Below are 20,516 nucleotides of genomic sequence, written 5' to 3'. Positions count from 1 at the left end.
TTGGGAAGAAGCCGGTGGGGCCCACCGGTGGCTTTCTCCTCGGAACCCTCAAATCGTCGTTGAAGGAGGCTCCGCTGCGCCCGGTGGACCTCGCCCGCGCGGCGGGCATCTCGACCCAGCAGGTCCGCAACCACCTCGCCGCGGGCGTGCTGCCCCCGGCCGAGCGCTCCCCCGCGGGCTACCGGGTGTTCGACCGGCGGCACCGCGAGGCGCTGCTGACCTACCGCCTGCTCGGCCGCGGTTACGGCTGGGCCGCGGCCGGGACCATCATGCGCGCGGTGCACGCGGGTGACGAGGTGTCGGCCCTGGCGGCGGTCGACGCGGCGCACGCGGCGGCGCACGAGCGGCGCGGAGCGCTCAAGGCGACGGCGGAGGCGCTGGCGGCCGTGGCCGGGCGGCCGCCGGACACCGTGCCCAGGGCCGGTCTGCGCGTGGGTGAGCTGGCCGCGAGGCTGGGCGTGCGGTCGTCGGCGCTGCGCGTGTGGGAGGCGGCGGGCCTGCTCGCCCCGGGCCGCACCGCGGACGGGCACCGCGTCTACGGGACGGCGGACGTGCGCGACGCGCGGCTGGTGGCGATGCTGCGCCAGGCCCGCTACCCGCTGCCGCGCATCAAGCCGATCATGGACCAGTTCCGGGAGGCCGGGAGCACCGAGGCGCTGCGGGCCGCCATCGCGGACCGGGAAGCGCAGTTGGCCGCCCACGCGGTGGTCATGCTCGAAGCGACGGCGGCGCTGCACGGCTACCTCGTCGGATGAGGCCGGCCCGGGGTCGGATGAGGACGGCTCGGGTGGGGTGCGGGCCTCGCCGGGCGGATGCCCCAGGGGGTGGGTGTCGGGCGAGTGTCCGGCCGGGTGGGGTGCGGGTCTTGCCGGGCGGATGCCCGGGGTGGATGTTGGGCGGGTACCGGGCCGGGTGTTCGGCCGGCGCCAGGCGAGGTGTTGGGCGAGTGCCGGGCGGGGTGCCGGGGGCTTCTCACCTGGTGAGGCCGGCCTCGTGGGCGAGGATCGCCGCCTGCGTGCGGTTCCCCACCTCCAGGGTCTGGAGGATCGCGCTCACGTGCGCCTTGACCGTCCCCTCCGACAGGGTCAGGCGACGGGCGATGGCCTGGTTGGGCAAGCCCTCCCCGAGCAGCGCCAGCACCTCCCGCTCCCTGGCGGTCAGCGCGCTGACCCGCGAGCGGGCGGCGTCGGGGCGGGACAGCCGGTCTCCGCGCAGCTCGGCCACCAGCCGCTGGGCGATCCTCGGCGACAGGTAGGCCGCGCCCTCGGCCACCGCCCGCACGCCGATGATCAACTCGCGCGGGTCGGCGGCCTTGAGCAGGAACCCGTTCGCCCCGTCGCCCAGCGCCCGGACCACGAACTCGTCCTCGTCGAACGTCGTCAGCACGGCCACCGCGACCCCCGGCACGGTGCGGCGCAGTTCGGGGAGGGCGGCGAGGCCGTCCAGGCGCGGCATCCGGATGTCGAGCAGCACGACGTCCGGCCGGTGGCGGCGGGCCAGGTCGACGGCCTCGTGACCGTCACCCGCCTCGGCCACGACCTCGATGTCGGGGTCCGTGCCCAGGATGGCCCGCACCCCGGCTCGGACCACCGCCTCGTCGTCGACCAGCAGGACTCGGATCACCTGGCGCTCCCCACGCCGGGCTCCGTGACACCCGGCTCCGCGACACCGGGCCCTGCAACACCCGGCTGCGCAACCCCCAACTCGGCAACACCCAACTCGGCGGTGGCGTCGACCGGCAGGCGGGCGGTGACGGTGAACCGGTCACCCGCCGCGCCGGCGCGCACCGTGCCGCCCAGCAACCGGACGCGCTCGGCCAGCTCCGCCAACCCGCTGCCGTCGGCTCGGTCCGCGCGGTCCGCCCGGTCGGGGTTGTCCGGTTGCGCCGGGCCCAGCGGGTTCACCACGGTCACCACCACCTCGGCCCCCTCACGCGTGGTCCGCACGTCCACCGGCGCGCCCGGCGCGTGCCGGGCCGCGTTGGTCAGCGCCTCCCGGACCACCCGGTGCACCGCCCGGTCCACGAGCGCGGGCAGCGGGCCCGGTGAGCCGGTCAGGGTGATCCGGAGCCCCGCGCGCCGGGCCCGCGACACCAGGTCCGCCACGTCCTCGTCCGGGGGTTCCACCGGGGTCGCGCCCTCGCGCAGCACGCCGACCGCGTGGCGGAGCCGGTCGGTGGCGGTGACCGCCGCCCGGCGCAGTTCGGCGGCCGACTCCCGGCCCCGCCCGGTGTCGGCGGTCAGCTCCAGGGCGCCCGCGCGCAGGGCGATCAGCGCCAGTTCGTGGCCGAGCGAGTCGTGCACGTCCGCGGCGATGCGACCGCGTTCCCGCAACCTCGCCCGCTCGGCCACCCACTCCCGTTCGCGCTCCAGCTGGGCGATCCGCTGCCGCCCCGCCTCGACCAGCTCGACCTGCTGCCGCCGGAACAGCCCGGCCAGCCTCGGCAGCACCACGAACAGGCCCAGGCACGCCAGCGCGCCGAAGCCCTCCCAGAACCGCACCACCGCGATCCCCGCGCCGACCACGCCCACGGCCGCGAGCACCGCTCCCCCGTGCCGCACCGGCAGGTGCCGCCCGTGGAGGTGGGCGAGGACCGCCAGGACCACGAACAGCAACTGCCGCCACACCGGCAGCGCGTCCGTCGCCAGGCCGTTGACCAGGCACGCGGTCGCGAGCACCACCAGCGCCACGCCGTTCCTCATCCGGCCTCCTCCCGCGCAGTCTGTCAGGCCGCCGGGACCGCACCGCGCGACGAGCGCAGCCTCGCGGCGCGGGCCACCACGACCAGCGCGCCCGCCACCGCCGCGACCGCCGCGGTGACCGTCAGGGGCAGCGGGAAGTAGGTCAGCTGCGCCCACGTGACGGCCCGGCCGCCCATCAGCGCGGACAGCAGGTCCGGGAAGGCGGCGAGGACGAGCGCGGGCAGCAGCGCCGGGAGGCACCGCACCGCCGCCCGCCACGCCGGCGCGCCCGCGCGGCGTCGCGCCCACGCCCCGGCACGCCGCACGCCCAGGACGCCGAGCGCGATCGCGGCCAGGGCGATCAGTCCCAGCACCAGCTCGATCACCTGCCGCTCGCCGCCGACCCCGCCCGGCTCCCGTCCCCGGCTGATCGCCACGAGCCCTTCGACCACGGCATAGGTGTCGTCGTAGAGCGCGGCGCTGTTGGTCAGCACCGCGAACCCGTAGCCGGTGTCCGGGTCGATCGCCTGCGCGGCCGTGTAGGTGAACAGGTTCCCGGAGTGCGCGAGCACCCCCAGTTCCTCGTCCGGCCCCCAGCCCATGGCGTAGCCGGCCACCGACGACGGGGTGTGCAGTGCGCGCAACCCGTCCGCCGACACCAGCGGCACCCCGTGGCCGGTCTGGGAGGCGAGCCACCTCCCCAGGTCCGAGGCGGTGGTGACCACGCCGCCCCCGCCGCCGGAGGCGTGGAAGCCCGGCAGTTCGGCCCGCGGCAGCCACACCCCGAACAGCGAGAGGTGACCGTCGACCGGGCGCAGCTCGGGCGAGGACACCCCGCTGCGGTCCATGCCGAGCGGGCCGAACACCTCCGACCGCAGGTACTCGGCGAACCCCCGACCGCTCGCCACCTCCACCAGCCGCGCCGCGACCTCGTAGTTCGCGTTGCAGTACCGGTAGCGGGTGCCGGGGTCGGCCGCGAGGGACTCGCCCGCCAGCCCGGCCACGTACGCCGCGAGCGACGACGAGCCCGCCAGCGCGTCGACGTCGACGGTGGTGTCCGAGAACCCGGACGTCTGGTTGAGCAGGTGCCGCACGGTCACCCGCCCGTACCGCGGATCGGCCATGGTGAACCCGGGCAACTGCTCCGCCACCGGCTCGTCCAACGCGATCCGACCGTCCTCGACCAGGGTCATCACCGCGAGGGCGGTGAACGACTTGCTGAGCGAGGCCACCCGCATCGGGGTGTCCGCGGTGACCGGGTTGCCCTCCGAGTCGTGCCCGTAGCCCGCGGCGTGCACGACCCGGTCGCCCCGGGTCACCACGGCGGACAGACCCGGCAGGCCGGTGTCGCGCAGGGCTTCGGCCAGGTAGGCGTCGGCCCGGTCCGCGTCGAACGTGGTCGGTTCGGCGTGTGCGGCCGGCGGTGGGGCGAGGACTGCCACGAGCCCTACCACCAGGCCGAGAAGGGTTGATCTCACGGGGAGAACGTAGGAACCAGCTCCTTTCGGGGCATGGGGCGATCGACCAGGATCACCCCTGACGAAAGTCGTAGTGGGATGGGACGGACAGCTCGGCGGGAGTTGGGGGCCGCGAAAACCTGAGGGCTGCGGGAGCCTCGGGAAGCGGCAGGAACCGCTGGGCAGGTCAGGGCATGCCCGTGCTGAGCGCGAACACCTTCGCGTTGGCGTTCGCGGACAGCACCAGCGAGGTGGCCTCGCGCGACGCGTCCAGCGGCACGGTCAGCCGCCAGATCCGCGCGGTGCGCCCGTCCGCCGTGCCGTCCGTGCGGTAGCGGGTCGTCGCGGTCACGGCGGGGCGTTCGCCGTGGCGCGCGGCCGGTGCGGCCCAGTCCGTGATCGACAGGGCGGTCTCGGTGACCCCGCCGTCCGCGTAGGAGGTGGTGAGGGTGAGGCGCTGGTCGCCGTTGACGGCGGTGGCCAGCAGTTCCAGGCTGCGGTAGCGGCCCGGGGTGAGGTGCAGTCGCTGACCCCGGGCGGTGAGGAAGTTCCGGGCCGTGCCGGTCGTGTCCGGCACGGTGGCGGCCACGTCGTCCACCGACCGCGTGCCGGGTGCCGGCAGCTGCTCGGCGGGGAAGCTCCAGCCCTTGCCGTCGAGATCGCCCTGCTGCTCGGCGTCCGCGGTCGCCGCACCGTCCACATCGTACTGACCTCCCAGGTCCTGTGCGCACCACGACCCGGAGGCCGTGCACGCTGCCGGCAGGTTCGGCACCGGCCCACTGGCCGGCCGCACGTGGTCGACGGGCAGATCGTCCTTGCCCCAGGAGGTGTTCGGGGTGTCGCCCACATCCACGACCAGTTCTCCGCCACGTGTCACGAACCTCTCGGACAACCATGACGCGGGATGTGATCGTCGGTCAACCTCGACGGAGCGGATGTACACGTTCGTGGGGGATGCGTTGGGGGACTTGATGGTTATGCCCGCACCGCCGGGCCGGCCGAGGCGGGCGAAGGGGAAAACGGGGCTGGAGATGAGGAGTTCCGCCCGGCTCGGCGTCTGCGGGTACAGGCCCAGCGCCGCGAACACGTACCACGCCGACATGGTGCCCAGGTCGTCGTTGCCGGGCAGCCCGGCGGGACCGGTGCGGTACACCAGCGAGGCCATGGCGCGCACGGTCTCCTGCGTCTTCCACGGCTGCCCCAAACCGTTGTAGAGCCACGGGGTGTGGATGCCCGGCTCGTTGGTCGGGTCGTAGCGCAGCGGGTCCCCGCCCGTGGCCCACGAGCCGTCCGGGTCGCGGAAGAACGCGTCCAGCCGCCGGACCGCCTGCTCCCGCCCGCCCATCGCCGCGGCCAGGCCGGACACGTCGTGCGGCACCATCCACGTGTAGGTGGCGCTGGTGCCCTGCGCGAAACCGAGGTCCGACGACGGGCTGAACGGCCACGTCCACGTGCCGTCCGAGTTCCGCGCCTGCTGGTACCCGGTGTCGCCCGCGGCGGGGTTGAACGTGTTGCGCCACCAGCTCGCCCGCGGCAGCAGGGCGTCGCGCACGTCGGTCCGCCCGAGCCGCGCGGCCCAGTCGGCCAGCGCGAAGTCCGCCGCCGCGTCCTCCAGCGTCTCGGCCGCCCCGCCCCAGCAGTGGCAGGTGTCCTGCGGCGCGTAGCCCAGGCGCAGGTACTCGGCCAGGTTCGGGCGCTGCCCCTCGCACTGGCCGGGGCAGCCCCTGTCGGACAGGCCGTCCGGGTGCGGCACGGTGGCCTGGCGGACCAGCGACTCGAACGCGCCCCGGACGTCGAAGTCCCGCGCCCCCATGGCGTGCACGCCCGCCAGCGCGGGCGCGGACGGGTCGCCGGTCATCACGTGCGTGGGTCCGTTGACGTGCACCCACCGGTCCCACACGCCGCCGTTGTGGCGGGCCAGGTTGAGCAGGGACTGGGCGTAGTCCGAGGCGACGCGCGGTTCGAGCAGGGCCAGCAGCTGGGTCTGGGCGCGGTACTGGTCCCAGCCGGAGAAGTTGCCGTACTGCGCGCGTTGGCCGCGTTCCAGGCGGTGCACCCGCCGGTCGCCGCCGAGGTAGGCGCCGTCGACGTCACTGGTCACGTTGGGTTGCAGGAAGGCGTGGTAGAGCGCGGTGTAGAAGGTGGTGCGCAGTTCGTCCGTGCCGCCACCGACCTCCACGGCGCGCAGTTGGCGCGCCCACTCGCGGCGGGCGTCGGCGGCGACCGAGTCGACGGTCTCGCGGGCGCCGATCTCGTGGTCGAGGTTGCGCCGGGCGGCGTCCGCGCTGGTGTAGGAGATGCCGACGCGCACCCGGACGTCGGTGTCCGAGGACGTGTCGAACGTGACGTAGCCGCCGGAACCCCGACCCTGCCGGGCCGCGCCGGTCTCGTAGCCCTCACCGCCGGAGGCCGTCGTCGTGCCGGGCCGCAGGTCGCCGTCCACCCAGGTGCCGGTGCCGGAGAAGGCGCGGTCGAAGGAGGCCGTGAAGTGCAGGCGGTAGTAGGTCTTCTTGTTGTTCGCGCCGCCGTTGGCGCGCCGCCCGCAGAACGCGCCGGTGAGCACGGAGCCGGACACGGTCCGCCGGTCGGGGTCGATGACGACCTCCGCGTCCTCGCTGCCGTTGAGCGAGTTCGAGACGCGGAACAGCAGGGCGGCGGGCCGGTCCCGGGGGAAGGCGAAGTCGCCGACGCCGGCCCGGGTGGTCACGCTCAGGTCGGCCGAGGCGCCCGAGGCCAGGCCGACGCGGTACCGGCCGGGCGTGGCGGTCTCGTCCTCGTGCCGGAAGTCGGCGGCGTAGACCTCGTCGCGCACGTCCGCGGTGGGCGAGCCGGTGACCTCGCCGACGAACGGCATGATCGGCACGTCGCCGGCCGCGCCGGGGTGGCACCCCGCGCCGTTGACGTGGGTGAGGCCGAACCCGCGCACGCGGGTGGCGTCGTACGCGTAGCCGTTGGCGGCGCCGGTGTCGGTCTGGTCCCCGCGCGTGGTGGTCGGGCTCCACGAGATCATCCCGAACGGGCGGACCGCGCCGGGGTAGGTGTTGCCGCCGCCCGTCGACCCGATGAGGGGGTCGACGTACCCGACGGCGTCCCGCACGACGTCGCGCCCCGCGCCATCCCCCGCACCACCTCCCGCGCCCGGTACCCGCTCGGCCGTCGCGGGCGTCACCGCGCCCGCCAGGAGGACGACCGCCACGCCCGCTGTGATCAGAGCCCGCACACCCCGAGGTCTACCCCGATCGGGCGAGCGGGCGGAAGGCGTCGGGGGGAATCCTGTCCGGTTGTCAGGGGAGCGCTCCCGGCCGTTCGGGGGTACGTCACCCACCGGTCACCGGAGGGGCCGGGTTAGGGTCGCGGGGTGTCGGGGCGGGGTGAGGCGGAATTCCTGGCCGCCATCGCGCGGTCGGCCGGACCCGTTCGCGGCGTCGGCCTCGTCCTGCTCAGCGCCTTCGGCGCGCTGTCGCTGCCAGGGGACGCCCTGCCGGCCGCGCTGGGGGTGTTCGCCCTGGTGCTGATCGGCGCGGTGGCCGACTTCGGGCCGCGGGGACCCGCGCTGGTGCTCGCGGGCGTCCGGGTGGCGGCCGTGTGCGCGGCCCAGGCGCAGCTCGGCGGCACCGGGCAGTGGGCGCTCAACGTGCTCACCACCACCGCCATCACCCTCCAGTGGGAGTGGTCGCCGAGGGTCACCGCGCCGGCCACGGTCGCGCTGCTGGCCGTGTACACCGCGGTGGTCGGGTGGGACGGCTCGGCGGTGCTGCGCGTGGTGGTCGAGTGCTCGCTCGCGCGGTTGGCGTTCCGGCTTCTGCTCGGCACCACCCGGCGGGTGGACGCGCTGCGGGCCCGCCGGGCCGCGCTGGAGCGGGCCGAGGCGGTGGCGCTGGAGCGGCACCGGCGCGACCGCGAGTACCTGGCCCTGCTGCACGACACGGCGTCGGCCACGTTCCTGGTGGTCGCGGTCGGCGGGCGGGACGCCGACCCCGCCGAGGTCGCGGGCTACGCGCGCCGCGACCTGGAGCTGCTGACCGCGCCGGGCCCGGCGGGCGGTGGTGACGTGGACGTCGGCACGTCCCTGCGGGCCGTGGTGGAGGGCAGCCGGCTGGCGGTCGACGCCCGCTGGGACGAGGTGCTGGTGCCCGTCCCGGTGGCGTTGGCGCTGGTCCGGGCGACGAGGGAGGCGCTGCTCAACGTCGAGCGGCACGCGGGTGTCCGGCGGGCCAGGGTCGACGTGGCGGCGCGCGGGAGCGGCGTGGAGGTGGTGGTGGCCGACGAGGGGCGGGGGTTCGACGTGGCGGCGGTGTCGGACCACCGGCGCGGGGTGCGCGGCTCGATCGTCGAACGGCTGGCGGCCGTCGGCGGGTACGCCGAGGTGACCTCCGGGCCGGGCGGCACGACGGTGCGGGCGGGGTGGCCCCGGCCGTGACCGCCAACTCGCGGCTGGTGCTGCTGGCCGTCGCGGCCGTGATCCAACCGGGACTCGGGCTCGCACCGATGCTCGACCACGACCACCACCCGGCGGCCTGGCTCGCGTACGCGCTGTTCGCCCTGGTCACGCTGGGGTGCGCGGGGTGGGTGGCGCGCCGCCGGCCGCTGCCGGCCCCGGTGGTCGCCGGCGGGGTGGTCGCGGTGTTCGCGGCCTCGGCGATCGCCACCTGGGCGCTGCCGCCGGACGACCACTTCGGGCCGGCGCACTGGTCGATCGGGCTGGTGGGGTGGCAGCTGCTGGTGCTGCTGGGCGACCGGCTCGGCGTGCTGCTCGCCGCGCTGTCCGCGCACGTCGCGCTGAGCGTGGTCCAGTGGGTGCTGGCCGGGACGCCCGATCGGGTGGAGGTCGGCGGCGCCGGGGTGGTGCTGCTCGGCGTGACCAGCTTCCAGGTGGGCACCCTGGTCATCCTGCGGATGCTGCTGCGCGCCGAGCGGCAGGCCGACCTGATGGCCGCCGAGCAGGAGCGCGCCACCACCCGCGCCGTCGTGGCCGAGCAGTGGGAGCAGGACCTGCGCGCCCGGTTCGCCGGGCGGCTGGGCACGACGTTGCCGCTGCTCGCGGACCTGGCCGACGGCGTGCTGGACCCCCGCGACGAGGGCACCCGGCTGCGGTGCGCGCTCGCGGCCACGCAGCTGCGCAGGCTGTTCGCCGAGCACGACGACGTGCCGGACCCGCTGGTGCACGAGGTGGCGGCGTGCGCGCACGTCGCGGAGCAGCGCGGGGTGGCGGTGTCGCTGGCGGTCAGCGGCGCGTCGGTGCCGGTGCCCGCCGAGGTGCGGCGCGCGCTGACCGCCCCGGTCGAGCTGGCGCTGGCCGCCGCGCGGGCGCGGGCCCGGGTCAGCCTGCTGCGGACGGGGACCGAGGTGCGGGTCGCCGTGGTCTCCGACGCCGCGGTGCCCGACACGCAGGTTTCCGACACGCCGATACCCGACACCCCGATACCCGACACCCCGGGCCCCGACACGCCGGTCCCGGGTCCCGGGGGAACCGCGCCGAGCCCGGTGGAGGTCGAAACCGGCACGTACGGTGAACACACCCGGATGGAGGTCCGATGGCGGGCGAGCTGAGCGCGGTGGTGGTGGACGACCACCCGGCGGTGCGCGCGGGCGTCGCCTACTGGCTGTCCACGGGCACACCCCCGATCCGCGTCGCGGCGAGCGGCGACGACGTGCGGGCGGCGTGGCTGGGCGAGGGCGCGGACGCCGACGTGGTGATCCTCGACCTGCACCTGGGCGGCCCCACGCCCGTGCTGGGCGACCTGCGCCGGCTGGTGGAGGCCGGGCGGCGGGTCGTCGTCTACTCGATGCGCGCGGACGACGACATCGTGCTCCAGTGCCTGGAGCTGGGCGCGCTGTGCTACCTGACCAAGGCGGAGGGCGCCGAGCACCTGGTGCGGGCGGCGCGGGCGGCCGCGGAGGGCCGGGCGTACACGCCGCCATCGCTGGCCGGCGCGCTGGCGGGCGACCGGTCCGACCACCGGCCCGCGCTGTCGGCCCGCGAGGTCGAGGTGCTGGTCGAGTGGTTCCAGTCGGAGTCCAAGGACTTCGTGGCCCAGCGCCTGGGCATCTCCCTGAGCACGGTCAACTCGCACCTGGAGCGCATCCGGATCAAGTACGCGCTGATCGGGCGGGAGGCGCCGACCAAGGCCGCGCTGGTGGCGCGGGCCATCCAGGACGGCCTGATCGGCGTGGACGACCTGTGACCGGTCGTGGCGCGTGGTTGTGGTGCGAACGACCGACAGCGCGGCCGGCCGGCCGGGGTTAGCGTCGCGGCCATCCCCAGCTCAGCCAGGAGACCCGTCTTGACGCACGCCCGCACCGCCCCGCTCGTCGCCGCTTGCGCGGCCGCCCTGCTCCTGTCCGCCTGCGGCAGCGAGACCGGCGGCACCGCGGCGCCCGCGCCCGCCGCCGACACCACCACGGCCGAGACCACCACGGCCGAGACCACCACCGAGACCTCGGAGACCACCTCGTCGTCGGCCGCGCCCGCGGCGGAGGCCGGTGGCGACGTGACGGCGCCCGGCACGGAGTTGGAGGTCGGCGACCGCGCGGTGGTGCCCTTCAAGTACGGCACGACCAAGACCGGCACGATCGCCCTCACCGTCACCGCGATCGAGCAGGGCGACAACGCCGACCTGGCCAAGTTCGGCGACAAGGCCCAGGGCATCACCCCGTTCTACATCCGGGTGACGGTGGAGAACGTCGGCGGCACCGACCTGTCCTACAGCTCGGTCAGCCTGCGCGGCCTCGGCTCGGACGGCCGCGGCACCGGCGTGATCATCAGCGGCGACACCGACCGGTGCGAGTCGGAGACCGCGGCCCGCGACTTCACCGCGGCCGGGGCGAAGTACGAGACGTGCGTGCTCCAGGCCGCGCGCGAGGGCTCGAAGGTCGTCGCGGCGAGCTTCACCGACAGCGACGACTACAAGGACGACCCGGTGGTGTGGCAGGGCTGACCCCAGGGGGCCGGAGGTGGGCGACGGGGGGCCGCTCACCTCGACCCGCGCCCGCTCACCGAGCCCATGACCAGCACCGCGCGCCGCCGGGTCAGCAGCCGGGACCCGCCGGAGAGCACCCGGTTCCGCCGGCCCGACACCACGCTGGGCGGGGGCGTGCGGCGGTCCAGCACGCGCAGCGCCGTGTCCACGACCGCGCGCGGCGACTGGCGCCCGAAGCCGCCGTCGGCCCCCTGGTTGCCCAGGACGTCGAAGAACTCGGTCTCCGTCGCGCCGGGCGAGAGCGCCAGCACGCGCAGCCCCGTGCCGCGCGACTCGTGCCACAGGGCCTCGGTGAAGCTGAGCACGAACGCCTTGGTGGCCGCGTAGACGGCCAGGTTCGGCGCGGGCTGGTAGGCGGCGACGCTGGCGACGTTGACCAGCACCCCGCGCCCCTCCTCGCGCAGCCGCCCGACGAACGCCCGGCTGATCTCCACCAGGTTCACCGCGTTGAGGGTGACCTGGGCCGCGAGCCGGTCGGGGTCGGCCTCGTGGAACGGGCCGAAGGTGCCGAACCCGGCGTTGTTGACCAGGCCCGTCACCCCCAGGCCCCGCCGCCCGACCTCCTCGGCCAGCGCGCGGCCCGCGCCGGGCACGCCGAGGTCGAGCGGGATCGCGGTGGCGCGGACGCCGTGCCCGGCCAGTTCGGCGGCCAGGGTCTCCAGCCGGTCGCGCCGCCGGGCGACGAGGACGAGGTCCGAGCCGCGTTCGGCGAGGGCCCTGGCGAACTCGACGCCGATGCCGGCGCTGGCGCCGGTCACGAGGGTGGTCTGGCCGCGGTAGTCGACAGCGCTCACGACGTGCTCCCTGGGGTCGGTTGACCGCACCCTACGCCATGAATGGCACTCAGTGCCATAAGCGCACTCCGGTGCCCAGTCGTACACTGACCCGCATGAACGACCCCGGCCTGCGCGAACGCACCCGACGGGCCGTGCGGACCGAGATCGCCGCGGTGGCCATGCGACTGTTCCTCGACCGCGGCTTCGACCGGGTGACGATCGACCAGGTGGCCGCCGAGGCGGGGGTGTCGCGCCGCTCGCTGTTCCGGTACTTCGACACCAAGGAGGACCTGGTCCTGGGCAACCTGGCCGACAGCGCCGAGGCGGTCCTCGCCGCCCTGGAGGCGCGCCCGGCCGGGGAGGACGCGTGGACCGCCCTGCGCGCGGCGTTCCAGGTGCTGGTCGAGAACCCGGCCTTCTCCGCCGACCGGACCACCCGGACCTGGCGGATGCTGCGCGAGACGCCGTCCCTGCGCGCCCGCTACCTGGAGAAGCACCTGCGGATGGTCGACCTGCTCGTGCCGCAGGTCGCGCGCCGGCTGGGCGTGGCACCGGGCGGGCCGCCCGACCCGCGCCCGACCGCGATCGTCACCTCCGCCCTGGCGTGCCTGGACACGGCCGTCGAGGTGTGGGCCGCGAGCGACGGCGAGCAGCGCCTGGAGGACCTCTACGACCAAGCGGTGGCCGCCGTTCGGAGCTGATCCCGCCGGTCACGGCCGCTGTACCGTGACAGTGCCGCCACCCGTGCACGACGCAGTGATCGGGGGTCAGCACCATGCGTTCTCCCACTCGCGGACGGTTGCCGTTGGCACTGGTGGCCGCCCTGCTCGCGTTCGGGCTGACCGGCACCGCGAGCGCCACCGGCCGCGTGGACAACCCGTACGCCGGTGCCCGCGCCTACGTGAACCCCGAGTGGTCCGCGCGGGCCGCCGCCGAGCCGGGCGGGGCCGCCGTGGCGGGGCAGCCCACGGCCGTGTGGCTGGACAGCATCGCCGCCGTGAGCGGTTCGCACGGCCGGATGAGCCTGCGCGACCACCTGGACGAGGCGCTGCGCCAGGGCGCGGACCTGGTCCAGGTCGTGCTCCACGACATCCCCGGCCGGGACTGCGGGCGGCTCAACACCAACGGCGAGCTGACCTTCGACCAGCTGCCGGCCTACCGCGCCGAGTTCGTCGACCCGATCGCCCGGGTGCTGGGCGACCCGGCGTACGCCCGCCTGCGGGTGGTCGCGGTGGTCGAGCCGAACTCGCTGCCGTTCCTGGTCACGCACGTGCAGCCGCGTCCCGAGGCGACCCTGCGCTGCGAGCAGGTCAGGGCGTCCGACGCGTACCACCAGGCGATCGGGTACGCGCTGGCGCGGCTCGGCGCGATCCCCAACGTCCACAACTACCTGGACGTCGGCCACCACGGCCACCTGGGCTGGGACGACTACCGCGCGGAGTTCGTCCAGGTGCTGGCGCGGGCCGCGGGCACGGCGGGCAGCACGCTCGCGGACGTGCACGGGTTCGTGGCCAACACGTCGAACTACTCGGCGCTGGACGAGATCCACCTGACCAGGACCACCGTCGGGGGCCAGCCGATCCTCCAGAGCCGGTGGGTGGACTGGAACCCGTTCGTCGACGAGCTGTCCTACGCGGAGGCGCTGCGCCGCGAGCTGGTGGCGGCCGGGTTCGACCCCGGTGTCGGCGTGGTGGTCGACACCTCGCGCAACGGGTGGGGCGGGCCGAACCGCCCGACCGGGCCGAACGACTGGACCTCCGACGTCAACACCTACGTGGACACCAGCCGCCTGGACCGCCGGCTGCGGATCCACAACTGGTGCAACCAGGTCGGCGCGGGGCTGGGCGAGCGGCCCGCGGCCTCGCCCGTGCCCGGGGTGGACGCGTACGCGTGGGTGAAGCCGCCGGGCGAGTCCGACGGGGCGAGCAGCCCGCTGCCCTACCCCGGCGAGAACCACGACCGGATGTGCGACCCGAACTACGACGGCCCGCCCAGGGGCTCGAACAGCCCGTCCGGCGCGGCCCCGAACACGCCGCCCGCCGGGCAGTGGCACCCGGCCGGTTTCCGGGAGCTGCTGGCGAACGCGCACCCGCCGCTGTAGGACCCGTCCGGGCGATTTCACGTCCGCCGCGCCCGGGCACGCCCCGGGACGCGGAGCCGGTCGGCGCGGCCGTGTGAGCAGGGGCACCCGGCCGCGGCGGGGTGTGGCCGGTGCGTGGCCGATAGAATTGTTCTGATTGCTAATCAATTGTCCGGTCACCGTCGACTCGGGACAGGTGACAGGAGTTCTCCGCATGGTCATGACCGTCGAGCCCACAGCGGTCCGCCGGGGCAGGGCGGTGGGCGCGCTCGCGCTGGGCGGGTTCGCCATCGGCACCACCGAGTTCGCCACCATGGGGCTGCTGCCGCAGATGGCGGAGACGTTCGGCCTCTCCATCCCCGCCGCGGGCCACGCCATCAGCCTCTACGCGCTGGGCGTGGTCGTCGGCGCGCCGCTGATCGCCGGGCTGGGCGCGAAGCTGCCGCGCAAGGGGCTGCTGATCGCGCTGACGATCGCCCTGGCCGTCGGCAACGGCCTGTCCGCGGTGGCGCCGAACGGGACGCTGCTGATGGTGTCCCGGTTCCTGGCGGGACTGCCGCACGGCGCGTACTTCGGCATCGCCGCGGTCGTGGCGGCCGCGCTGGTGCCGGCGGAGCGCCGGGGCACGGCGGTGGCCCGGATCATGGTCGGGCTGACCGTGGCCAACCTGGTCGGCGTGCCGGTGGTGACCGCGGCCGGTCAGCGGATCGGGTGGCGCGTGGCCTACCTGGCGGTGGCGGTGGTCGCGCTGGCGACCGCGGTGGCGCTGGCCCGGTGGCTGCCGCGGGTGCCCGCCGCCCGGGACGCGGGCGTGGCCGCCGAGCTGCGCGCGTTCCGCCGGCCGCAGGTGTGGTTCGCGCTGGTCACCGGCACGGTCGGGTTCGGCGGTATGTTCGCGGTCTACTCCTACATCTCGCCGCTGACCACCGAGGTGGGCGGGCTGCCCGCCGGCGCGGTGCCGTGGGTGCTCGCGGTGTTCGGGCTGGGCATGACGCTCGGCGCGACGTTCGGCGGGCGGTTCGTGGACCGGTCGGTGATGGGGACGGTGTTCGGCGGGCTGGTCGCGGTGACGCTGGTGCTGGTCGGGTTCGGGCTCACCGCCGCGTCCCCGGCGTTCGCGATCACCTGGGTGTTCCTGCTCGGCTTCACCTCGCAGGTGCTGGCCTCGGCGTTGCAGCTGCGGCTGATGGACGCCTCCCCCGACGCGCCGTCGCTGGCCTCGTCGTCGAACCACTCGGCGCTGAACATGGCCAACGGCGCGGGGGCGTGGCTGGGCGGCGTCGCCATCGCCGCGGGCTGGGGCTACACCTCGACCGCGTGGGTCGGCGTGGCCCTGAGCCTGGCCGGTCTCGCGGTGGCGGGGCTGTCGGTGGCCGTCGAGCGGCGGGCGGCGGTGCGCGCCTGAGGGTGCGCGAATGGTGAACTCACCCGTCCTGAACGTGGGACACGGGGGTCCTGGACGTACGACTCGCGGGGGTTGGTCACCCGGTGGTGGGCGTGTCGGTGGGGGTGGGTCAGCGCGGTCGGCACGTCCAGGCCCGGCACGGCCGCGGCCCGGGTCCGCCGTCGCCACCCCGCGGGCCGATCCCGCGCTACCCCCTCGGGGGTGGCCGAAGATGCCGTCCAGGGGCGACGACCGCGGCCGCCCGCGTCCCTGGTTTCGAGGCACGAGGCGATTCACCGTGGCACTGACGATCGCGGTGCTCGGCTTCGTCCCGAACTCCTGCGGCGGCCGCCGGGCCCACGGCGGCGACCCGGCCTTCGAGCTGGTCGAGCACGCGCTGTGCGACGTGCGGTGACCTGCGCCGTTGGGACGCGGGGGCGATCACGGGCCATGATGGGGGCGTGGAATCCACCCGTGTGGACCGCTGGCTGTGGGCGGTCCGGCTGACCAAGACCCGGAGCGACGCCGCGGACGCCTGCCGGGGCGGGCACGTGCGGGTGAACGACCGGCCGGCGAAGGCCGCGACCACCGTGGTGCCCGGTGACGAGGTGCGGGCCCGGGTGGGGAACGTGACGCGGGTCGTGGAGGTCGTGCGGGTCATCCAGAAGCGGGTGGGGGCGGCCGAGGCCGCCGCCTGCCTCATCGACCGGACGCCCAAGCCGCCGCCCGAGGCGCTGGTGCCGGTGGCCCGCCGGGAGCGGGGCGCCGGGCGGCCCACCAAGCGGGAGCGCCGGGTGCTCGACCGGTTCCGCGAGCAGGGGTCCTGACGCGGCGGGCCGGACCTCCGCCGAGGTCCGGCCCGCGGCGGCTCAGGCGGTGGTGCCGGTGACCGAGGAGCCGGACCTGGTGACGTAGTAGGTCACCTTCGCGCCGCTCCAGTAGTGGAAGGTCAGCGTCACCCTCGCGTTGTCGTTGACCTCGGCGAAGAAGTCCGCGGTCAGCGTGGTGGCGCCGGTGGTGTAGTTCGGCGCGAACGCCCGGTCGAACTCCTTGAACGACGTCCAGTTGTGCGGACCCGCGTTCGTGCCGTCGGCGTACCTGGCCTCCATGGTGGCCAGCAGGTCGCCGCGGAACGCCGTCGGGATCGCGAACGACGCGGTCGTGCCGGTCGCGTTCTGGAGCACCGGGGTGTCGTGCGTGAGGACGTTGATCCGCCACGGCACGCCCTGCGAGAACCGCGCGTGCAGCACCGCGTTGACCCCGTAGGCCCGCGACCCGGTCAACCGGGTGAGCAGGGACGCGCTGAGGGTCAGCTGGTCGCCCGACACCGTGTAGTCGGTGCCGCGCACCAGCTCGGTGGTGCCGTGCCGCAGCCCGGCGAACGAGGTCCCGTTGGTGTTCAGGGTGATCGTCTTGGCCGTGATGGCGCTCGACTTCGCGTTGAACACCTGGTCCGTGGACGCGGTGCCCGACCGGGTCGTCCAGCTCGACTTGATCTGGGCGAACAGCTCGGGGTCGCTCCACTGGAACGAGGTGCGGCCGAAGTGCTGGCCGTTGTCCCACAGCATGGTGGTGATCTTCTTGGCCCTGGCGTAGTGGCCCAGGTACTCGAAGAACTTCAGCTTCTCGCCCTGCTGGATGGTGCCGGTGTGCCGGTCGAAGCCCAGCAGGCCGAACTCGCCCAGGATCACCGGGACGCCGCGGGCGACGAAGCTGTTGTACACCCGGTCGAACGCGCCGACCAGGTCCTGCTGGGCGGTGGCGTCGAAGCGCGTCCCACCGGCCACGTTCACGCTGAACGGCCAGTAGCCGTAGTAGTGCACGGTCGCGATGATGTTGCGGTCGTTCAACGCGGCCAGCGTGGTGTTCAGCTCGTCCACCCGGGCCTGGTCGGCCGAGGTGTGCAGGGTCGGCAGGACCAGCAGGCGGGTGGCGTTGCCGCCGCCCGAGCCGCGCACGATCGAGTGGAACGAGGTGTTGAGCTGGTGGAGCAGCTCGGCGTTCTGCGCGTCGCCTGAGCTGTTGCTGAACTGCGGCTCGTTGACGCTCTCGAACACCAGCTTCGACGAGGAGCCGCGGAACGCGGAGGCGATCTGCGTCCAGGTCGCGTTGTAGCGGGCGAGCACGCCGGTGCGGTCGGCGGGCATACCGGAGATCCACTGCCACGAGTCGTGGTGGATGTTGATCATCACGTAGAAGCCGTCCGCCAGCGCCCAGCCGACGACCTCCTTGACCCGGGTCAGGTAGGCCGCGTCGATGGTGTAGCCCGGCGCGCCGCCCTGGTGCTGGCCCCAGGTGACCGGGATGCGGATGCTCTTGTAGCCCTGCGCCCTGATGTTGTCGAGCAGCGCCTCGGTGACGCGCGGGTTGCCCCACGAGGTCTCGTCGGCGCCCGTGGCGTCGAAGGAGTTGCCGAGGTTCCAGCCGGGCTCCATCGCGGCGACCGCGGCCATCGCGTCACCCGCGGGCGGGTTCGTGGTCGTGGTCGTCGTGGTCGTGGTGGTGGTGGTGGTGGTCGTCGTGGTCTGGCCGGTGCAGGTCACGCCGTTGAGCGCGAACGACGAGGGGGCCGTGTTCGTGCCGGTCCACGTCCCGTTGAAGCCGAAGGAGACGGTGGCGCCGGTGGCGATCCGGGCGTTGTAGCCGACGTTCGTCGCGGTGACGTCGGCGCCCGACGAGGAGACGGTGGCGCCCCACGCCTGCGTGACCCGCTGGCCCGACGGGAACGACCAGGTCAGCCGCCACCCGTCGACCGGGTCGCCCAGGTTCGTCACGGCGACGTTCCCGCTGAACCCGCCCTGCCACTGCGAGGGCGTCGTGTACGCCACCCGGCAGCCCGCCGCCGCCTGGGCGCTCGTGGCCGCCACCAGGCCCGTGCCCGTGACGACCGCGACGACGCCGGTCACCAGCAGGCCGAGCCACCAGCGGATCGTTCGTGTCCTGCCGCGCAAGTCGGCCATGGCGCTCCTCGTTCATCGCAGGGGGCAGCGGGGAGGAGGGAACCGAGCGCGCGTCTGCCACCGGGCACTGCGGCGTGTTCCGGTGCTGCCTCGCAAGATGTTGACCGCGGCGCACAACGGGCACAAGGGTTTCGACTCAAATCGACGAGGTACGGGCGTCGCGTCAACGCGGTGTTTCGAATGCCGCCGACGGCGTTCGACGGGGTGTCGATCCCGTTCGACGAACGCGCTGTCGAACGCGTGTGGGCCACGGTCAGGTGAAGACCAGTCCGGTCAGGTGGAATTCGGCCCCCAGCGGGTACACAGTGCGTTCAGGCACCGACGACACCGGAGGAGCCACCGTGGAACGCGGCAGCGCACAGCACGGTCCGATGATGGACGACCAGCTCAAGCAGGAGTTGGAGAACGAGCTGCGGGGCAGCCGGGCGACGCGCGCCCAGGAGTGGCGCGACCCCGAGTTCCCGGACGCGGAGGAGGCGCGGGAGCTCGGCCTTGACCAGCCCTCGCGCCCCGAACGACCCGGGAGTTGACCCGTGGCGGGGTCGGGTGCTCACCCGACCCCGCCACGGCCCCGCACCCGGGGTGATCATCCCTCCACTGTGGACCGTCAGGCCCGGTCGGGCGTCACCCGGCTGAAGTGGAACGGGCAGTGCGCGCCGCCCGTGCCGATCGTGGTCGCCCGGTCGAACCGGAAGCCGTGCCGGTCCGGGTCGATCGCGTCGATCCAGTTCCGGTCGAACTCGCACAGCACCGGCGCCAACTCCGGCGCCGCGTTGGCCACGAGCACGTCGTAGTAGAAGCAGCGGTGCACGTCGGCGTGGAACCGGTGGTCGTCGTCGACCGGGTGGCGGAAGGTGAACCCGGCGCCGAACGAGGTCGTCTCGCGGTCCCTGGCCAGCGCGACCATGGCCCGGTACGGGTCCGGCTCGGCGTCGAGCGCCGCCCGGACGGCCTCCCGCACGACGGGGGCGAGCGGTTCGACGAAGGCCGCGCGCACGACCCCCAGGGCCTCGTCGTCGCCGAGGTGGGGTCGCAGGAGTTCCCAGGCCGCCACCAGGACCAGCGTCATGCGCAGGTTGTGGCGGGCGGGTTCGTCCACGACCAGGTGCCGGTTGGCGACCACCAGGCGCCCGTGGCGCTCGCGGACCGCGGCGGGGAGGTCGTCGGGCAGGCCGCGCTCGCGGGTCACGGCGGCGAGGTGGGCCAGCACGCCGTCGACGACCGCGGCGGTGTCGGCGTCGGGATCGGGGACGTAGTGGTCCTGGGTGGGGTGGTCGGTGGTCACGTCTCGCCGTCCTTCCGGGATGACCCGGTCCCGAGGAACGGACGCGGTGCCACCCGGGAGGGTCGACCGGCCGTGCTCGCGACCAGGCGAGCACACCGGCGCACTCCACCGACCTACCGGCGCCGACGAGCTTCGTGTTGTTGTTGGCGCCGCCATGCTACCCGCGCGGCGGGCCCGCGCGCCGCGTCCGGACGGGCGCGGGACCGTTGCGCCGGACGGTCGAGACCGGGGCCGGTAGGCCGAGCACGACGGCACCCTTTCGGTCCTCTTAGGACGTACCGGCTCGACCGGGCGGAGCAACCCGGTACGACGAGTGCGCCGGGGAACCCGACCACCGGGCCCGTTTCCCCGAAATCTTCGTCATTTGTTTCGAAACGTTTCGACGAAGTCGACCTTCTCGGGGCCAGGACAGGACACCACCTCGAAGATCCACGGGGGCGGGCCTTGAACAGGTCCTGATCTGGGATTCCAGCATTTCTGAGCCGATCGCGTTCCGCAGAACCGCGTGGCTCCTGATCACGGAGCAGGACCACCCCGCCTAGGGCAAGCCGCGAACTTCGGCCTCTTCCACGCTTGCCAGGCAGATCTGTTTCGGTTGATACTGCTGAAAGTTTCAGGCCGGATGCGGTCGGGTGCCGCCCCCGATGGTCTCCGCCTGCCCGACCAACAGCGCTCCCCAGAAGGTGCCAAACATGAAGCTGACAGCGAAGTCAGTGTCACGAGTCGCGCTCGTGTCGACGCTCGTGGCCGCCTCGGCCGGTGCCGTGGTGCTGGCCGCGACGCCCGCCAGCGGCGCCGCCACCACGCTCGCCGCAGCGGCGCAGCAGAGCGGCCGCTACTTCGGTGTGGCGGTGGCGGCGAACAAGCTCAGCGACTCGACCTACGTCGGGATCGTGAACCGCGAGTTCGACTC

Annotated in this window: 17 protein-coding genes and 1 pseudogene; 11 read left to right on the top strand and 7 right to left on the bottom strand. The window is 74.4% G+C overall.

Annotation, left to right across the window (positions count from 1 at the left end):
• Positions 1-59: 59 nt before the first annotated feature.
• Positions 60-755 (top strand): MerR family transcriptional regulator, encoded by a 696-nt coding sequence (locus ACFP3R_RS15925; protein ID WP_380636974.1) that lies wholly within the window; start codon positions 60-62, stop codon positions 753-755.
• A gap of 217 nt (positions 756-972) precedes the next feature.
• Here ACFP3R_RS15925 and ACFP3R_RS15920 read toward each other — a convergent pair whose 3' ends face one another.
• The 4 genes from ACFP3R_RS15920 to ACFP3R_RS15905 all read right to left on the bottom strand — a co-directional run bounded on the left by ACFP3R_RS15920 (position 973) and on the right by ACFP3R_RS15905 (position 7,334).
• Positions 973-1,623, bottom strand: coding sequence for a response regulator (locus ACFP3R_RS15920; protein ID WP_380636973.1), 651 nt, complete (start codon positions 1,621-1,623; stop codon positions 973-975).
• On the bottom strand, positions 1,620-2,702 hold the full coding sequence (locus ACFP3R_RS15915; RefSeq protein WP_380636972.1) for a sensor histidine kinase: 1,083 nt from the start codon (positions 2,700-2,702) through the stop codon (positions 1,620-1,622). The genes ACFP3R_RS15920 and ACFP3R_RS15915 overlap by 4 nt, the downstream gene beginning before the upstream one ends.
• 23 nt (positions 2,703-2,725) lie before the next feature.
• Positions 2,726-4,159 carry a serine hydrolase domain-containing protein gene (locus ACFP3R_RS15910; RefSeq protein WP_380636971.1) on the bottom strand — a complete coding sequence of 478 codons (1,434 nt, stop codon included), beginning with the start codon at positions 4,157-4,159 and terminating at the stop codon, positions 2,726-2,728.
• A gap of 166 nt (positions 4,160-4,325) precedes the next feature.
• Positions 4,326-7,334: a GH92 family glycosyl hydrolase gene (locus tag ACFP3R_RS15905; RefSeq protein WP_380636970.1), complete on the bottom strand. Its 3,009-nt coding sequence runs from the start codon at positions 7,332-7,334 to the stop codon at positions 4,326-4,328.
• Positions 7,335-7,496: 162 nt separating this feature from the next.
• Between ACFP3R_RS15905 and ACFP3R_RS15900 the strand changes: the two genes are divergently transcribed.
• The 4 genes from ACFP3R_RS15900 (at position 7,497) to ACFP3R_RS15885 (ending at position 11,076) form a co-directional block, all read left to right on the top strand.
• Positions 7,497-8,558: a sensor histidine kinase gene (locus ACFP3R_RS15900; RefSeq protein WP_380636968.1), complete on the top strand. Its 1,062-nt coding sequence runs from the start codon at positions 7,497-7,499 to the stop codon at positions 8,556-8,558.
• On the top strand, positions 8,555-9,688 hold the full coding sequence (locus ACFP3R_RS15895; RefSeq protein WP_380636966.1) for a hypothetical protein: 1,134 nt from the start codon (positions 8,555-8,557) through the stop codon (positions 9,686-9,688). Before ACFP3R_RS15900 ends, ACFP3R_RS15895 begins: the two co-directional genes overlap by 4 nt.
• Complete coding sequence (locus ACFP3R_RS15890) at positions 9,673-10,323, top strand: response regulator (protein ID WP_380636964.1); 651 nt, start codon at positions 9,673-9,675, stop codon at positions 10,321-10,323. Before ACFP3R_RS15895 ends, ACFP3R_RS15890 begins: the two co-directional genes overlap by 16 nt.
• 99 nt (positions 10,324-10,422) lie before the next feature.
• Positions 10,423-11,076, top strand: coding sequence for a hypothetical protein (locus ACFP3R_RS15885; protein WP_380636963.1), 654 nt, complete (start codon positions 10,423-10,425; stop codon positions 11,074-11,076).
• A 35-nt stretch (positions 11,077-11,111) separates the two neighbouring features.
• On the opposite strand, the gene ACFP3R_RS15880 is transcribed toward ACFP3R_RS15885, so the two are convergent.
• Complete coding sequence (locus ACFP3R_RS15880) at positions 11,112-11,912, bottom strand: SDR family NAD(P)-dependent oxidoreductase (RefSeq protein WP_380636961.1); 801 nt, start codon at positions 11,910-11,912, stop codon at positions 11,112-11,114.
• 95 nt (positions 11,913-12,007) lie between these two features.
• Between ACFP3R_RS15880 and ACFP3R_RS15875 the strand changes: the two genes are divergently transcribed.
• The 4 genes from ACFP3R_RS15875 (at position 12,008) to ACFP3R_RS15860 (ending at position 16,185) form a co-directional block, all read left to right on the top strand.
• Positions 12,008-12,595 (top strand): TetR family transcriptional regulator, encoded by a 588-nt coding sequence (locus tag ACFP3R_RS15875; RefSeq protein ID WP_380636960.1) that lies wholly within the window; start codon positions 12,008-12,010, stop codon positions 12,593-12,595.
• A 98-nt stretch (positions 12,596-12,693) separates the two neighbouring features.
• Complete coding sequence (locus tag ACFP3R_RS15870; protein WP_380636958.1) at positions 12,694-13,995, top strand: glycoside hydrolase family 6 protein; 1,302 nt, start codon at positions 12,694-12,696, stop codon at positions 13,993-13,995.
• Positions 13,996-14,188: 193 nt separating this feature from the next.
• The gene (locus tag ACFP3R_RS15865; RefSeq protein WP_380636957.1) at positions 14,189-15,379 is read left to right on the top strand and encodes an MFS transporter; all 1,191 of its coding nucleotides are present in this window, start codon (positions 14,189-14,191) and stop codon (positions 15,377-15,379) included.
• 440 nt (positions 15,380-15,819) lie between these two features.
• Positions 15,820-16,185 carry an RNA-binding S4 domain-containing protein gene (locus ACFP3R_RS15860; protein WP_380636955.1) on the top strand — a complete coding sequence of 122 codons (366 nt, stop codon included), beginning with the start codon at positions 15,820-15,822 and terminating at the stop codon, positions 16,183-16,185.
• 42 nt (positions 16,186-16,227) lie between these two features.
• Here ACFP3R_RS15860 and ACFP3R_RS15855 read toward each other — a convergent pair whose 3' ends face one another.
• Positions 16,228-18,318 carry a cellulase family glycosylhydrolase gene (locus ACFP3R_RS15855; RefSeq protein ID WP_380636954.1) on the bottom strand — a complete coding sequence of 697 codons (2,091 nt, stop codon included), beginning with the start codon at positions 18,316-18,318 and terminating at the stop codon, positions 16,228-16,230.
• A gap of 341 nt (positions 18,319-18,659) precedes the next feature.
• On the opposite strand from ACFP3R_RS15855, the gene ACFP3R_RS15850 reads away from it, so the two are divergent.
• Positions 18,660-18,848, top strand: a complete 189-nt coding sequence (locus ACFP3R_RS15850; protein WP_380636952.1) for a hypothetical protein — start codon at positions 18,660-18,662, stop codon at positions 18,846-18,848.
• 77 nt (positions 18,849-18,925) lie between these two features.
• Here the strand turns inward: ACFP3R_RS15850 and ACFP3R_RS15845 are convergent, their stop codons facing one another.
• Positions 18,926-19,603, bottom strand: a complete 678-nt coding sequence (locus ACFP3R_RS15845; RefSeq protein WP_380636950.1) for an L-2-amino-thiazoline-4-carboxylic acid hydrolase — start codon at positions 19,601-19,603, stop codon at positions 18,926-18,928.
• Between the two features lie 692 nt (positions 19,604-20,295).
• Here ACFP3R_RS15845 and ACFP3R_RS15840 point away from each other — a divergent pair.
• A pseudogene (locus ACFP3R_RS15840) lies at positions 20,296-20,516 on the top strand (endo-1,4-beta-xylanase); the annotation flags it as partial.

Origin of the sequence: Saccharothrix lopnurensis, assembly GCF_042658445.1 — a bacterium.
Classification (GTDB): domain Bacteria; phylum Actinomycetota; class Actinomycetes; order Mycobacteriales; family Pseudonocardiaceae; genus Actinosynnema; species Actinosynnema lopnurensis.
This window is presented reverse-complemented; position numbering and strand designations above follow the sequence as displayed.